At 54.4% G+C, this 17062-nt stretch carries 9 protein-coding genes; 1 reads left to right on the top strand and 8 read right to left on the bottom strand.

The annotated features are described in order from the left end of the window. Positions 1–154: 154 nt before the first annotated feature. The 3 genes from EV294_RS11305 to EV294_RS11315 are packed head-to-tail and all read right to left on the bottom strand — an operon-like array spanning position 155 to position 3672. The gene (locus EV294_RS11305; RefSeq protein ID WP_132306769.1) at positions 155–1738 is read right to left on the bottom strand and encodes an extracellular solute-binding protein; all 1584 of its coding nucleotides are present in this window, start codon (positions 1736–1738) and stop codon (positions 155–157) included. 50 nt (positions 1739–1788) lie between these two features. Continuing rightward, a complete protein-coding gene (locus tag EV294_RS11310; protein ID WP_132306771.1) occupies positions 1789–2673 on the bottom strand; it encodes a carbohydrate ABC transporter permease in 885 nt (294 codons plus the stop codon). Between the two features lie 27 nt (positions 2674–2700). Next, positions 2701–3672: an ABC transporter permease gene (locus EV294_RS11315; protein ID WP_481856062.1), complete on the bottom strand. Its 972-nt coding sequence runs from the start codon at positions 3670–3672 to the stop codon at positions 2701–2703. 249 nt (positions 3673–3921) lie between these two features. On the opposite strand from EV294_RS11315, the gene EV294_RS11320 reads away from it, so the two are divergent. Continuing rightward, entirely contained in the window at positions 3922–5907 is a 1986-nt protein-coding gene (locus EV294_RS11320; protein WP_132306773.1) for a beta-galactosidase, read from the top strand. 64 nt (positions 5908–5971) lie between these two features. On the opposite strand, the gene EV294_RS11325 is transcribed toward EV294_RS11320, so the two are convergent. The 5 genes from EV294_RS11325 to EV294_RS11345 all read right to left on the bottom strand — a co-directional run bounded on the left by EV294_RS11325 (position 5972) and on the right by EV294_RS11345 (position 17002). Beyond that, positions 5972–10627 (bottom strand): X2-like carbohydrate binding domain-containing protein, encoded by a 4656-nt coding sequence (locus tag EV294_RS11325; protein ID WP_243711625.1) that lies wholly within the window; start codon positions 10625–10627, stop codon positions 5972–5974. A gap of 291 nt (positions 10628–10918) precedes the next feature. Further along, complete coding sequence (locus EV294_RS11330; RefSeq protein WP_243711626.1) at positions 10919–13438, bottom strand: LamG-like jellyroll fold domain-containing protein; 2520 nt, start codon at positions 13436–13438, stop codon at positions 10919–10921. Between the two features lie 32 nt (positions 13439–13470). Next, a complete protein-coding gene (locus EV294_RS11335; RefSeq protein WP_132306779.1) occupies positions 13471–14370 on the bottom strand; it encodes a carbohydrate ABC transporter permease in 900 nt (299 codons plus the stop codon). A gap of 17 nt (positions 14371–14387) precedes the next feature. Beyond that, positions 14388–15302, bottom strand: a complete 915-nt coding sequence (locus EV294_RS11340; RefSeq protein ID WP_132306781.1) for an ABC transporter permease — start codon at positions 15300–15302, stop codon at positions 14388–14390. Positions 15303–15373: 71 nt separating this feature from the next. Continuing rightward, a complete protein-coding gene (locus tag EV294_RS11345) occupies positions 15374–17002 on the bottom strand; it encodes an ABC transporter substrate-binding protein (protein WP_132306783.1) in 1629 nt (542 codons plus the stop codon). Positions 17003–17062 lie beyond the last annotated feature (60 nt).

Here is a 17062-nt window from a genome sequence, read left to right on the forward strand (position 1 = left end):
CCTTTCGGTTATAAATTCGACCTTATAATAGATTCCAATAAAAGGGAAGCATGAAAATCAGACTATTTTGTGCGAAAATCAGTGTTTTTCCGGTCATGCCAAAGCACCCATCCTCCCGAAGGAATTGTTGATGGGTGCGAAAGACCTGTTTATTTTATTTCGCGGATGCTGCGTACAGCTCGTTCATTTCTTTCACCAGATCGTCGCCGCCGGATTTTTTCCACGTCTCAAAGGCAGCCATCAGACCCGCTTCGTCGGTCTGCCCGACGATAAACTTGATGCGCGCATCGTTGATGATGTTGTCCAGCTGCTGGCCTTTCTGCGAATACACGTCGGAGATAAACGGCTCAGCCGGATTGGCCACGATATATTGCTCGGCTTCCTTCTGAATGTTCGTCGTTTGCTGGCGCAGCGGCGTCTGCTTCACCTTCAGGCCTCGGTCTTCCGGGATAAACGGCAGCATCTGGTTGAGGCCTTCCACTTCGGATTCCAGCAGCGCGGCATCCTTGCTCGGCACAAGCGCTTCTCCGTCCAGCGTGTAGTGCTTGCCCTCGATTCCGTAGCCCGCAAGCGTCGTCAGCTCCGGCTCGTTCATTTGATCCAGGAACTTAAGCACGCGCTTCAGCTCTTCCTCGGTCTTGACCGTTGTCTTCGGAATCGCGAGCAGCCCCGCAAAGCCGGACGTCGGAAGCGCCTTTAACTGCCCGTCGGCCCCCGTTACGCCAATCATGTTGGACATATACTGCGCGTTCGGGTCGTCCTTGCCGTCCTTGGCAAGCGCCGCATGGATTTTGTCTTCGATCCGGTTCGCGGTATCCGTAACGTCTACGATAACGCCAGCCTGACCGTTTACTACCGGATCCACCCATTTCGCCGAATCGAATACCGCAAAATCCTGGTTGATCAGCTTCTCGTCATACAGCTTTTTCATGAATTTGAGAGCTTCCAGATATTCCGGCGTTTGATGCTCCGGCACGAGCTTGCCGTCCACGACTCCCCATTTGTTCGGAGCGCCGAACCACAGCTTAATCGTGTCAAAAGCGCTTGCCCAACCGCCGGTCCATTTCACCAGCACCATGCCGTACGTATCGTTCTTGCCGTTCTTGTCCGGATCCTTCTCCTTGAACGCCTTCAGCATGTTATAGAAGTCGTCGATCGTCTTGGGCTGCTCCAGGCCAACCGCGTCCAGCCAGTCCTTCCGGTAAACAATCCCGTTACGGCCCAAGGCACGGCCGCGGTAAATCCCGTAGTTTTTCCCGTCGATCGAGGAGTTGTTCATAATCACCTCGTTCGCCTGGCTTAGGTTAGGATAATCCTTCAGGTATGGGCCCACCTCCCAGAACGCGCCGGAGCGGACGGCATTCACGAAGCTTGGATCCTTCGAGCCCGGCACATAAATGATTTCGGGGAGCTTGGTCGAGGCCAGCGTGATGTTGAATTTATCGCCGTAAGAGGCGTTAGGCACCCATTCCAGGTGAATGTTCGTATTGGTCAGCTTCTCGATTTCGCTGACAACCGGTCCGTCATCCTTCGGAAAGTTCGTCTTGAAGATCGGCAGCATGATGCTGATGTCCAGCGGCTTTTCGGCAGCCGCCCCGGTAGCGGCGGTTGCCGTCGCATTCGCCGATTCTTCCGGCTTGGAGGTCTCCTCCTTGTTGCCGCTGCAGCCCGCCAGCGCTGTCATAGCCAATGTTCCGAGCGCTGCCGTCGCTACCCATTTTTGCGTCTTTTTGTTCATCTTAACCAACGCCTCCCTTTAATCTTAAAATTGTTGTATCGCAATCCGTATTACCCCTTGACCGAACCGATCAGGACCCCTTTGGCGAAATGCTTCTGAAGGAACGGATAGACGAGCAGAATCGGAATGGTGCCGATAACGATAACGGCCATCTTGATCGACTGATCCGGCGGCGCCACAAAGTTCGGATCCATGGAATTGATGTCGCCGGCGGCCGTCTGCGAGAGCAGCACGATTTGCCTGAGCATTACCTGCAGCGGCCATTTCTGCGGATCGTTAATGTACAGCAGGGCGGAATAGAAATTGTTCCAATGCCCTACCGCATAAAACAGCGTAAAGGTCGCAAGCACCGGCATCGAGAGCGGAAGGACGATTTTCCATAGCAAGCCCAGCTCGGTACAGCCGTCAATCTTGGCCGCTTCCTCCAGCTCGGCGGGAAGCTCCTGAAAGAAATTTTTCACGATAATGAGGTTAAACGCGCTGATCGCGCCCGGCAGCATCAAGGCCCAAAACGAGTCGAGCAGATGAAGATCGCGGACAACGAGGTAGGTCGGAATAAGTCCTCCGCCGAACAGCATCGAGAATACGATCAGGTTAAGCACCGTGTTTCGGCCCATTAGATTGCGCTTGGACAAGGCGTAAGCCATCGTTACCGTAAAGAACAGATTCACCGCCGTGCCCACAACCGTTACGTAGAGAGACACCTTAATGCTTTGCAGAATCGTATCGGTCGAGAAAATAAACTGGTAAGCCGCGGTGGTGAACGTCTTCGGAATCAGGAATACGGCTCTCTTCGTTAATTCCGCATCCGATGCGAAGGATCCCGCTATGATGTAGATAAAAGGCAGCACGGCCAGCAGGCTGATGGCGCTTAGCAGGATCACGTTCGTAATATCGAAGGCGGTCCCGGACGCGCTTCTGTATTGTTTTGCCATGCGTGATTCCCTCCTCCTTCAAGTCTCTTAATAGATACCGGATTGCCCAAACCGTTTGGCCAGCCAATTCGCTCCGAGCACAAGCGTGACGCCAACAACCGCCTTGAACAAGCCAACCGCCGTACTATAGCTGAACGCCCCTTGCGTGATCCCCATCATATAGACATAGGTATCGAACACCTCGGCAGACTCCCGGTTCAGCGGGTTCAGCATCAGGAAGATCTGTTCGAAGCCATTGTCGAGCACGTCGCCCATCCGAAGAATCAACAAAATAATAATCGTGCTCCGGATGGACGGAAGCGTGATATGCCATAATTGCCTCCACCGGTTTGCCCCGTCCGTAATCGCCGCTTCGTACTGCTCGACGTCTACCCCTGCAAGCGCTGCCAGAAATATAATCGTGCCGAAGCCGGTTTCCTTCCAGACGGTCTGCATGATAATCATCGGCCGGAACCATTCCGGACTGGCAAGGAAATCGATCTTGGCGCCCGTGTATTTGAACAGGAATTCGTTAATCACGCCGCCTTCGGTCGTCAGGAAGACGTACGTTAAGCTGGCTACGATGACAAGCGAGATAAAATGCGGAATGTAGATCAACGTCTGCACGATTCTTTTGAAGAACGCCAGCCTCAGCTCGTTTAATAGAAGGGCTAATATAATAGGTGCCGGAAAGTAAAACACCAGGTTGTATAAGGAGAGTACTAAAGTGTTTCGCAGCAGCATGAAAAATTCGGGATTGGTGAAGAACACCCGGAAATGCTCCAGTCCCACCCAATCGCTCTTCCAGAAGCCAAGGAAGGGCTGATAGTTTTTGAACGCCAGAAGCACGCCCCACATGGGTACGTATTTGAAAATAATGAAGTATAGCAAGCCTGGAGTTAAAAGCAAGTACAGCCACTTGTCTTTCTTGAGTCTCGCCAGCACGTTGGATCTTGTTCTGTTATGGCTTGCCGTCGCCTGCATCAGTTCTGCTTGGCCGGGAGCAGCCGCCTGCTTCATTTAGGGTCACCTCCAAGTTTTGGTTGCGTCGCATGACCTAATTATTAAGCCTCCCCCGCCTTTCCGCCAATCGGACATTTTTGAGAAAGCCCTTTCAAACCCTGGATACGGGCGTAAATCAAGATAATGCAAACCCGTCAAAATAGTAGAAGGTCCCGGTAAACCTGACAAAATTGTACGATTGTCCCCCCCCTCTTCGAGCGCCTATAGTAAAACTGCGTGTTATTCCAGTCGAGTAGAGGTGGGCTTATGGGAAAGAAGCTGTATCATGGGGCAGCCTGGTATCCGGAGCTGTGGAATGAGGAGGTTCTGGCAGAGGATTTGAAACGGATGAAGGAAGCCGGCATTAACGTGGCACGGATCGGGGAGTTCGCCTGGTCGGGAATGGAGCCGCATGAGGGCAAGATCGATATGAGCTTTTTCGAGCGTATCGTAAAGCGGTTGCATGAGAACGGGATCGATACCGTCATGTGCACGCCTACGGCGACACCGCCAATCTGGATCAGCCACGGACATCCCGAACGGATGTATGTCGATGCGAACGGTCAGACGATGGGACATGGCTCAAGGCAGCATGCCTGCACGAATCATCCCTTTTTCAGGGAAAAGGCAGCGATTATTACCGAAAATATTGCGCGGGCAATAGGACGGCTCCCGGGCCTCATCGGCTGGCAGCTGGACAATGAATTCAAGGCCCAGGTGTCGGAATGCATGTGCCGTACCTGTCTATCGGAATGGCATAAGTGGCTGGAACGGCGTTACGGGACGATTGAGAGACTTAACGATGCCTGGGGAACCCGGATTTGGAGTGAATATTATCACCGGTTCGACCAGGTGCCGCAGCCCGGTCCCGCTCCCTTCCTGCATAATTCTTCGCTGAAGACCATGTACCGGCTGTTCTCGATGGAGGCAATCGCCGAATTCGCCGATGAACAGGCGGCGATTATCCGCCGATATTCCGATGCACCGATTACCCATAACAGCAGCATGGCGTTTAGCGTCGATAATGAACGGCTCTTCCGCGGGCTTGATTTCGCTTCCTTTGATACGTACGCCACAACCGATCATGTTCCGGCGTTTCTTATTAATAACGATTTGTTCCGCTGCTTCAAGCGCGGCCGTGATTATTGGATTATGGAGACCAGCCCGTCCTTTGCAGCTTCATTAGAAAGCTACGCGAAGCCGCATCCGGACGGCTATCTTCGCGCGGAAGCCGTTGCCGCGTACGCTCTTGGCGCCGAAGCGTTCTGCTATTGGCTTTGGCGGCAGCAGCGGGCGGGCTGCGAGCAGCCGCATGGCTCGGTCTTAAGCGCATGGGGCAAACCGGCAATTGGGTATAACCAGGTGCTTGAGGTAGAGAAAGCCCGTAAGGAGTTGGAAAGAGTGATTTTGAGCACCCGTCCGGCGCAAGCGGAGGTTGCCCTTGCTTATTCGGACCGGGCGAAGGCATTTCTGAAGACGGAGCCTCACCGCAAGCTGAACCATCGGGGGTTAATCACGGATTTTTACACAAGGATTCTTAACGCCGGCATTCATAGGGATGTCGTACCGGAGGGTAACGAGCTGGACGGTTACAAGCTGCTCTTCACGCCATTCCTGCCTTACATATCGCCGGACTATATGGACCGGGCATTGGAGCTGGTTGAGTATGGCGGCTTTTGGGTCATTGGCCCGTTGACGGGCGGGCGCACGGAGGAGCATACGATTCCGATAGACGCAGCTCTGGGCAGGCTGGAACGGCTGGCAGGCGTGGAAGTCGTCTATGCCTATCCGATGGATGGCAGCGGCACGGTTGGGCATGCGAAGGGCCATTCGGCTCCTCTTACGTTGTGGAGCAGTGTCTTTAAACCGGTAGACGCAGAGACGGTTGGAACGATGGAGGGCGGTTTAACGCCGGAGCTTGCGTGGATTACCGAGAAGACGCACGGCAAAGGAAAAATCGTCATGCTGGGCTCCTTGCCCGCCGGCGAGAACGGACAGCGCTTAATGGAAGCCCTTATCGCGCATTATGCGGATGAGGCGGGCGTAACGCTCCTCTCCGACGTGACGAAGGGTACTATCGTTGCCCCAAGACGCGGCGAAGGCTTTGAGATATGGATCATTGTGAATATGGATGGTGGCGGCGGGAGCGTAACGATTCCGCGTGCAGCGGTTGACGAGCTCACGCAGGAGCCGCTTGTTGAAGGCACCAGGCTGGAATTAGGCAGGTACGAATACCGGGTCATCCGGTTCTAACACGAAAAAGCATTGCCCTCCGTTAAACGGAGAGCGATGCTTCTTCTTTTGCTTTTAGGACTTATTATTGTATGGATGCCGCTTCAATATCGCCGGATGCCCAATAGCTTGCCGGAACGTCCTTCCAGGAGGAATCTCCGCCGCTGGATGGGTTAATGCCCAGCGAGCGATTGATTACAACTACGGCTTCGGCGCGAGACAGCGTGCGATCCGGCCGGAATGTGCCATCGGCGTAACCTTTAATGTAACCGGCTCCTTCTGCGGCTTTCACCGCTTGCTCCGACCAGTGACCGGTCGTATCCGCGAAGCCTGCCCCTAATTTGGAACCGCCGCCGGCCAGCCGCACGGCGAGCTGCGCCATCTCAGCGCGCGTAATCGCCTTCTCCGGTTTAAACGTACCGTCGGTATAACCGTTCATCAAACCGGCTGCCGTAGCTTTGCGGATCGCTTCCGCCGCCCAGTAGTCCTGCTTGACGTCGCTATAAACGCGGCCATCTTCTCCTGCCGTGGCGTCCTGTGCAATACGCGACAGGATGGTCGCCATCTCCGCGCGGGTAATCGCCTTTTCCGGCTTGAACAGATTGCCTTCGAAGCCATTCATGTACGCAGCCGGAGCGGATCCTGATGCATCACCCAGCTTCATAAGCGCAAATGTACTGAACTTCGAGTTCTTAAACTGGATCCCCTTGCCGCCGTCCATATCAATAACAGCGCCTTGCTTGTATTCCACTGTGCCGTCGCTATGCTCGATATAGACGCCGATATGCGATAGCGCTTCGGAGCTCCAATCTCCCGCAGGCAGCGGCAGCACAAGCGTAGTCTCTCCTGCCGGCAGGTTGGTATCAATGTTCGCCGGAATGCCAATCAGCGTAATCTTGCTGTCCTTGACGGCTTCGGATACAACCGTCGACAGATTGGCGCGGCGCTCGAGCTGCGATTTCTGCTCAGCAACTGGCGAAATGACGAAATGAACTTCCGTATTTATGTTTTTCAGTAAGGCGTTAGGCACATGGATCTTCGCGCCGGACACGTCAATATCCAGATCGAGCCCGCTTGCCGCGAGCTGCTTGACCGCTTCCGCATCCAGCTTCACGCCGGCCTCTGCCGCTTGACCCTTCGAATCCGGCACCACCAGCTTCAAGGCGCTTGCTCCCGATGCCTTGCGCGCGTCAATCCACGCTTTCGCTTCCGTGCCGGCCAGCGACAGCTCATCCCGCACCGTGCCGTCCGGCTGCGTCGTGCGAACAACCTTTGGCGCAGCAGGATCGACCGGCGGACTCGCGACACCTCCGCCTCCCGATACCGGCGGCACGCTTGCTTCCGCAGCGGTAAACCGGAGGGCGTCGGCAAGCATCAGTTCACCGGACTTTTTAACGACGCGGATCGTATGCGAACCCGGGGTCAATCCCGAGACGCTGTACAAGCTTACTTGCGAGTCGCGGCTGTCCGCATAAGCGTTAACCGTCGTCTTCAGCTCTCCGTCGATGTATACGTCCATCTCGCCTTGCTTTGGACCAACCGGCGACAGCAGCTCGATGCCGGTGCCTTTAAACGTATAGGTGTATGCAGCTCCTTCCGCCGCGGACGCATGCGCGTCGTCGCCGTAGTCGCCCCGGAAGCGGAGCGTCAGCTTCGTTGTGCCGACCGGCTGAGCGGCCAGGTATTGCTGCTTGATCGTCAGAACATGATCCTCAATCGTATAATCGGTGCCGCGAACAAGCGCCGCTCCGCCGTTATAGACGCCGTTCAGGCTATCCGGGCTTGCGAGCAGATTCACGCTGACGTCAGCAGGCGCGTTCTTCGCAAAGTCCGTCGAGGAGACATCGATCAGGTCCGGCAGCTGTACGCGCAGCGCGTCGAGCAGCATGAATTTTCCTGATTTCTTCACGGCTTTGATCGTATGGAAGCCGTTCGTCAAGCCGCGTACCGTATACACCGTCCGCTGCGGCGCGTTGTGCGCACCCGCTTCGTACGTGCTTACATTGCCCTGGCTGACTCCGTCGATGAAGATTTCGACGTTGCCTTGACCCTCGTCTACTTCGGTAATATAGTCGATCCCCGTGCCTTGGAACGTATACGTAAAGAAGGAGTCGTTGTTCTCCGTCCACTGCACGTCATCCTTGTAATCGCCAAGGCCGCGGCCGCCGCTGCGGTTCCAGCTGCCCGTATAACGGATGCCCGGATCGTCGTTGTTTACGAAGTTGTAGCGGCCAGGAGAAGCCGAATTCAGAATCGTAAGCGCGAGCGTTCTCGGACTGCTGCCCGAGAATTCGAAAGACAAGCTCGCATTCCCGGCCGGCAGTGATGCCAAATAGGATTTGGCGATGCGGACAACGTTGCCGTCTAAAGTATAATCCGTTCCTTCGGTCAAGGCATTGGCTCCGTTCTTGACGCCGGTCAGCTCGTTAGAGTCGCCAAGCGTCAGCGTAACCGCAAGGTCTGCCTGAGCGGCCGGACGTTTGTCGAAGGAAGCCGATACCGGACTGATCGAAGTGCCGCTAATGGCCACGGACAACGTCTGCGCTGCTCCTCCCGCGAATTTGAAGCTTAGAGCTGCCGATTGACCGGACGCCTGCTGCGCCAGATAAGACGACTTGATCGTCACGACGCCGTCAGATACCGTATAGTCGGTACCCGGCTGCAAGGATGCGGCGCCGTTGCTGATGCCCGAGAAGGAGCTGGCGCCGAGCTGCAGCGGAACCGTAATGTCGGCTTGCACGTCCTTATTGAAGCTGGTGCCCGAAGGGGTGCCCAGCAGCGTGTCCGCCGTGACCTTCAAGGCGTCAACAAGGAAATAATATTGGCCGCCGGCATTCCTGACCGCCTTCAGCGTATGCGTGCCTTGCGGCAAATCCGCCACGCTGTACACGGAGTGCTGCCCGTTCGATTCGCTGCCGTATGAATCAACCGTCGACTTAAACTCTCCGTCGATATAGATATCAATCTTGCCGCTGCTTGTGCTTTGCTCCGATAGCAGCTCAATTCCTGTCCCCTCGAACGTGTACGTGAACTCCGGCTCCGAACCATCCGGCTCGCCGTAATGCACGTCGCCCATGTAATCGCCGAAGGACCGGCCGGTGCTGTGCCCCCATTTATTGGCGTACGTTATCGCCGGATCGTCATCGTTGATCGTAACCGTATAGGAGGAAGCCGCAGCGTCTCCTGAACCCGAGGAACCGGCACTGGAATCGCCGCCGGTGCCAGCGCCCGGATCACCGCCGGAGCTGCCGCCCGAACTCGAAGAATCCGTGACAACAACGGATAAGTCCTGGGCGTCGCGCACAAGCTCGTTGCCGCCGTTGCGCGTCCACTCGCCCGTATATTTCATCCCGGTATCGTCATCGTTGACGATCGAGGTACCGTTTTGCACCGTCACCTTAAACAGACGCGATGCGTGCGGCTCGAGGAATAGCGGATCAATGCCGGTCGCCGAGCTGCCCATTTCCTTATGGCTCCACAGGTCTCGGATCGAGCCGGAACCGTTCAGGCCGATATCGCTCCATTTCACGCCAACCCGCGCGCCTTTGCTGCCCAGATTGAAGAGCGCCACCGTATACGTGCCGTCGCCGTTGTTGGCGTACCAGGCTTGCTGATCGGTATCCATCGATACCGGATGAATCGGATGGCCCGCTTGATTGACGGCGATTACCTCATCGTTCGTATAGAGCGATAAACCGTAATCATCCAGATTGGTCAAGTCATCCCCGGTATAAAATTGCGCTGCCGAAGCAGCCCACAGCGTAGCCGCCGTCTGCCTTTCGTCCTTCGTCAAGCCCGACGTTTCGCCGTTGCCGACGTTCAGGGAGTCGAAGTCGTTCCAGCCTCCGGGACCTGCGTCGCGCCACCAAAGAGCCGCGCCCGGGAACAACCTGGCGATATTCGCCCATTGCGTCATGCCAATGTTCGGATCGTACGCCTCGACATCCCAGTCGATGCGCCAGCCGTTGGCGTATTTCTTCCAATAATCGACGTAGTTGTGATCAAGCGCCCAGCTCAGCTCCAGCCAGATGCCGTGCTTGCTTAACGCTTCGGACCACGCTTTCACGTCGCCGCGCGCATCGATGCTCTCGTCGTTATGGCCCGAGCCCGGCGTCACGCTGTCGAACTTGACGAAGTCGACGCCCCAAGACGCGATCAGATCGGCAACGGAGTCGACCCATTTTTGCGCGCATGGATTACTGAAATCGATCTTGTAGCCAAGATTCCAATAATCGCCGTATTTGAAAGGCCTCACGACGATGTCTCCGATTGTGCATTCCGGTGCTCCGTAGATCGGCAGGTCGCGTTCAACCGCGTCCGGCGATATGCCCGGAATCATATAGATACCGAGCTTTTGCCCGTTGGCATGCACATAGTCGACAAGGTTCTTGAAGCCGTTCGGATACTTCTCCGTGCTGGGAATCGGCCGGCCGTATTCGTCCATGCTGCCGTTCCAGCCCGCGTCGATATTAATGTATTCGTAGCCGTGTGCCTGAAGCTTCTCGTGCATCGTATCGGACATCAGCTTGATCTTGTCTTCCGAAATCCAGTTGCCCGACGGGCCGTCGTATACCTGCATGCTGTAGCTGCTCCAGCCCATGTAAGGCTTTTGCGCCAAGCCGTTGTCGGCTGCCTTCGCGACATTCGTCCCCGGAGGTATGAAGCCGATTTGCGCCAGGACGGCGATGATCAGCAGCATGCCCATCCACGTCCTGCTCCGGCGTTTTGCGTTAACGCTCAATCTTTGCATCCCCTTTACCCAAGTTATTCGGCAGCGCTGTCCGCATCTTATGTAGAGGGTGCTTTCCGATGCGGTCCTACCAATGAAAACGCTTACCGTACACCTGATTGTAGCGGTCCCCCGTTCGGGAAGGTAGGTACATCTCGGTCGTTTAGCGTACCGATTTCCCGATTTCGGGGGTACAAATGGCCTTTTAATGGACAATTCTTCCTGTACGCTCGCCTATTAGGGGAAAAAAACGCAAACGGGACGCCGCTGAGCCAATGCCCGCATCGTCCCGTAACTATTGCTCTATCGATTGGCCAATTCGGCTGCTTGAACCGGACTCAAAGCTCCCTCATACACCTGCAGCTCATCAAGCTGCCCTTTGAACGGGGCATCCCACAAGTTCACGCCAAGGCTGAAAACCGAATCCGTCCCGGTAAAAATATCCGGGAAATTCGAGCCGCTGAATTTCTGCACGCCATTAACGTAAACGGTCAAAGTGCCGTTATCAACGGAATACGCGAGATGCGTCCATTCACCGGTTGGAATCGTAAGTCCCGCGATGCCGTCATACCAGACACCGCTTCCGGACCATACCATCGTATTGTCGCCATTCGGACCCTTTGGCACCAGGCTCACCCAGTTAAAGCCGTCCTTGGCGCCGAAAAAGGTTGTCGTATAAGTCGTCAGCTGGTCGGGCTTCACCCAAAGCGATACGGAATATTGATTGCCGTCGATCAGCTTGTTAGGCAGCCGCACGCCGGAATTGCCGTCGAATACGGCAGCTTGACCAACCACGCCTGCCGAATAAGATAACGTACCTCCCGTGTTATCGATCCGGTTGCCGGTAACCGACCCCGCTCCAAAGCTGCCGGTCGAGTCGATTACATTATTTTCAAACGAATACTTTGCAGACAGGGAAGCATTCGTGTAAGGAAGGACCGTTAAGGCGAAGTTCTTTGCTTCCGAAACCGTCCCCTTCTTAACAACCGCCGTTAAATTTACCGTCGCAGCAGTCGAGCCGGAAGCCGGCCGGGTTACAACACCCTCGGAAGATACAACGGAAGGATTACTGCTAGACCAAGTAATAGATGATTCGCGTGCCCCTTCCAATGGAAGATTCAAATTCGCAATGACGCGGCTTGTATCTCCTACAGTCAAATCCGCCAGCACATCCTGTACAATCTGCGAGTCCGTCTTCTCCTCCTGCCTGCTGCCCCAGATCGTAACCCCGTCATCAGACATCGCCGTAAAAGTCATCGCAAACGACTCGGACATCGGATCCCAGCCCTTAACGAACACGCCCTTGTACGTCTTGCCGTCCAGCGTCAGCTCGGCCTCGTTTTGGCCGTTTGTTTTCCATGTGCCGTTCCCATCGCCCGACACTTTGTTGTTCTTGCCGAGCGTAATATAGCTCGATTCCACGATATCGGCCGTTGTTCTTTTGCCGTGATTGATAAACTTATAGTCGCCGATCAGATCCTGGCGGTTTACCTTCTCCAGGGATTCTCCCGAATACCTATATGGCGCGGCTACGAGCCAGCCGTCCTTGTTCATAAACATTTGATGGACGCGAACCTCGTGGACCTCGCCTTTTTGCGGGAATCTGGAATGGAAGACAAGGAACATTTTTCCCGTCTTCGGATCCTGGTAGAAGGAATTATGCCCCGGCGATACATAGCCGTAGCCGATTCCGGTTCCCGGGTCCCCTACTTCCCTCTTGAACAGGAAGTTGCCCATCAGCTTGTTGCCAACGGCCGAGTTGTCGGTATCCTCCGCTAGCACCGCGCTTTTCCCTGCCGCATCCACGAATGGACCAAGCGGGTTGTTCGAACGGTACAGTCTCATGTTATAGCCGCCGTCCGCCCCTAGCCAGCCGATGGTTTCAAACAAATAGTAGTAGTCCGTATCTTTGTTATAAACCATGTAAGGCCCTTCGCCGGATTTGTAATAACCGCCCGCGATCCTGGTGCCGAAATAACGGTCTACCATTCTTCCGTCCTTCGTTACCGAATCCTTGCCCGGATAAATGGCTCTGCCGGTCGCCGGATCAATCTGCAGGGTGAAGATGCCGCCCGACCAGGAGCCATAGGACATCCATAGCTTGCCGCTCTTGTCGAACATCAGCTGCGGGTCAATGGCATTCGGATAGTTGATATTGGCGAACGTTCCGTCCGCATTAAACCAGTTGCCGCTCTCGCCGTCCAGCTTGCCTGCCGAGATCAGTTGCGGAATGTTGGTATTGGTCCACTTTTTATTGATGGCGCTGTTTGCGTCATAAGCTTCGTTTGCCGTGAAGCCGGAATACACAAGCGTATCTACGTACGTGTACGGGCCCTCGATATTTTGCGATACCGCAAAGCCAATCGCCGAACGGATATACGTCGAAGACGTGCAGTAATAAAGCATATAAGCGCCTTTTGTACCGTCCGCATTGCGGTAGTCGGCATTCCAGAACACATCCGGCGCCCAGACGGAGAAGCCGCCTTTGCTGTCGGAGTCATTCTCGCCCGCCCATTTGAAGGAAGCGGCCAGATTTTGCGAGAGATTGCCGTAAAGCACGTTATTAGGTGTCGTATACCCGTTGGTGAAGGTCGTCCAGTTCATCAGATCGGTAGACTTGGCCGCTTCGATATGGGAGCCAAATACGTAATACGAATCCCCGTCCCGGACGATAGAAGGGTCGTGCACCGACACATCGGTGAAGGCCGGAGCTGCCGGCGCAGCGCCGGAGCCCGGCTTATTTCCCTCCCCGCTTCCCATCGCGGTAAGCGGCAGGGTTAATGACAATACCAGCGTAAGCATAACAAGCTTTTTCAGCTTCATAGATTCGTGCAAGCTCCTCTCCCCTTATGGAATCATCCTTTTACGGAACCAATCATGACCCCTTTCTCGAAATATTTTTGCAGGAACGGGTACAGCATAAGAATCGGCAGAGAAGACACGATAATAACGCCGTATTTGATCTGGTCGGCATATCGCTGGGCGTAACCGCCCGATGCCGCGCCGCCGCCCGTACCCGCTCCGTTCTGGAATACCTGGTTGGACAGCAGAATATCCCTTAGCACGATTTGCAGCGGCTGCAGATTATTGTCCCGGATATAGATCAAGCCGGTAAAGAAATCATTCCAGTGTCCGACCAGGTAATATAACCCGATAACCGAGATCAAAGCCTTGGACAATGGCAAAGCGACCTTGGCGAAATACGTGAAATGCGAGCAGCCGTCCATCACCGCCGCCTCGTAAAGCTCAGCGGGCAGCGCGGTCTCGAAGAACGTGCGGGCTATAATCAGATAGAAGATATTCACGCAAAAAGGCAGGATAAATACCCAGAACGTATTCGTAATATGAAGATCCTTCATCAGCAGGTAGGTCGGGATCAGTCCGCCGTTAAAAAACATCGTGACGACAAAGAGAAACATAATCGGACGTCTCGCTTTGAATTCCTTCCGCGACAGCACGTAAGCGGCCGGCATCGTAAACAGCATGTTGACCAGCGTTCCAAGCAAGGTGTAAAACAACGTATTCCGGTAGCCGGTCCATACCCGGCTGTCCTGGAAAATCTCTTTATAGCCGAACAGGCTTGTGCCCTTCGGAAAAAACAGCACCTTCCCGGTCGACACGAGCGTTGAATCGCTAAACGAGGCAATCACGATGAAATAGAGCGGATATAAGATAATGACGAATATAACCGCGCATAACGCGTAAAGCGCGATATGAAAGGCGAGCTCGCTCCCTTTCAAGCCTTTGAGCGCCATATGGCATCCCTCCTTCCTTAGTATAGGCTTGTATTGGACATTTTCTTGGAAGCCGCGTTCATCCCAAACAGGAAGACAAAGTTGATCAGCGTATTAAACAAACCGATCGCGGAAGCATAGCTGAACTGATTGGACACAATGCCGATTTTGTAAACATACGTGGCGATAACCTCCGAGACCGGCAGGTTCAGAGCGTTTTGCATCAGGAAGATTTTCTCGAAGCCCGTGCTTAGAATATTGCCCATGCTCAGAATAAACAAAATAATAATAGTAGGAACCAGCGCCGGAAGATCGACATACCGGATCATCTTCATTCTGCTCGCGCCGTCAATCTTCGCAGAGTCATAGAGCTGCGGATCAACCGTAGACAAGGCAGCCAAATAAATAATGCTGTTCCAGCCGCAATGCTGCCATATATCCGACAGGACGTAGACCGGGATAAAGGTATTGGTCGAGGCAATCAGGTTGATATCGCCAAGCCCCAGCCCCTTCATCATATGGCCAACAACGCCGGTCTCCGGCGACATCAGCACGTTCATCATGCCCACGAGGACGATAATCGAAATGAAATGCGGCAGATAAACCGTCGTCTGCATCACATTTTTAAACCTTTTGCGCCGTATTTGATTCAGAATCAACGCCAGAATAATAGGCGCCGGAAACCCGACGATAATGGTTGCCAGGCTGATGAGGAACGTGTTGCGCATCAGATCGGTGAACAGATAGCTGTCAATGAACTGCTTGAAGTAATCGATGCCCCTCCAGGCGCCGCCGGTTAGGCCCTTCGTAAAATCGAAATCCTTGAAAGCCAGCTGAATGCCGTACATCGGTATATAGTTAAAGATCAGAACAACGGCGATCGCGGGCGCAATCATAATCCACAGCTGATAATCCCGTCTTAATGCCCGGAGTCCTCCTCCTAATAATCGCATCGGCCGATAACCTCCCTTGCCAGCCGGAGCCGGCATACCCCGTCAAGCGGCATGCCGAATTCCGCGGTTCGTTATTGCTTTTTGTATTCGTCGTAGTACTTCTGCATAATCTCAAGATTCTGCTTCAAACCGGCTTTTTCGCTTTCCTTGACATAGCTGTCCCATTCCCCTTCAACGCCGCCTTTTGTTACCCATTTCGCGAAATTCGTATTCGCCAGGTTCATGACGTTGGTGTTGTTCAGTCCCATGGTGCTGTTGTCGGCGCTCGAATATTTCAGAAAGGTAGGGAACACGTCGTTATCCGCGTCGATCTGAATCGCGTCAATCGGCTTCGATTGCTCCAGAACCTCCTGCATATCCTTGCCCAGCGTGAGCTGAAGCGAATCCGGAATATAGAACGCTCCGTTATCCGCCATCGTGGATGTCCATTTCCATGTGCCGGGATCCATCTTGGAGTCGGCCGGCGGCAGCACGCTGTAGCTTCCGTCGCCGTTATCCTTAATATTGGGTCCAAGGGAGCCGAACAGAACCTGCATGCCCATGTCCGGCGCATAAAGCTCGTTTATAAACCGCATAATGGCGTCTTTGTTTTTCGATTTGGCCGATACGACAAGCTGATTAACCCCATAGTTCAAGGAATTGTAATCATAGCTCCACGATACGCTGCTGTCTGGCGTTGCCTTAAGCGGCGACATCGAGGTGTATTGCGGCGCAAGCTGCTCGCCAAAGCGGTCGGAAGCCACCCAGCCCATCGTAAAGCCAACCTTCGCCGTATCCCCTTCACCCCTGGCAACGGACTGGTATTTCGTATAATCATGCGTGAATACCTCCGGATTAATCAGGCCGGCTTTATACAGCTTGTTCAGAAAAACAACCAGCTGTTTGTAGCGATCATCGACCAGATAGTTCTTCACGACGCCGTCCTCCACGAAATAACCTTGCGGGCTGCCGTCGGTCAGCGTCATGCCTTCTCCGCCGAGAAGATAAGCCGGATTGAAATAACCGCCTATTCCGCCAGGCCAATCCATAGGAATCTCGTCGTTCGGATCTCCGTTGCCGTTAGCGTCCTTCTCTTTGAACGCTACAAGCACATCGTACAGCTCATCCCAGGTTGTCGGCATTTGGAGGCCCAAGTTATCCAGCCATTTCTGATTAATGTATTGGCGGGTAGCCGTGGATGGCCAATACCGCTGGTATTTCGGCAGACCGTAAATTTTGCCGTCCGGCTGCTCCGCGATTTTCTTCGTCTCCGGCTTGGCGTCAAACATCGCCTGAACGTTAGGCAGCTTATCCAGCATGCCCGACAGATCCTGAAACAGCCCTTGGAATTGCGCCATATCCGCATCCGTAATGACGTTAGGACCGATAAAGAGATCCGGCACATCTCCGCTTGCCAGCAGCGTTCCTTTCTTCTGGTCCCAGTCGGCCGTAATTTCCTGCCAATCAATCTCAACGCCGGCCTTCTCCTCCACCTGCTGCAGCCATTCCATATCCTTAAGTGGTTTCGTCAAAGCATGTTTGGTCATAATCGCCGTAAGCTTTACTTTCTTGCCGCTATTGCCGCCGCTGCCGGCGGAGCCGTCCGCCGCAGGACTGCTTCCCGTATTGCTTCCGCCCGAATTCGAGTTGCTGCTGCACGCCGACATAATGGTCGTTGCAGCAAGCATGACGGTAATGATGCCGACTACTTTCTTCCGCATGTAATTGCCCCCTCAATTCAATTAATAAGATGGCAGCCGCATCGAAAGCCGATGCGCCGC

The organism is Paenibacillus sp. BK033, from assembly GCF_004345425.1.
Lineage (GTDB): Bacteria > Bacillota > Bacilli > Paenibacillales > Paenibacillaceae > Pristimantibacillus.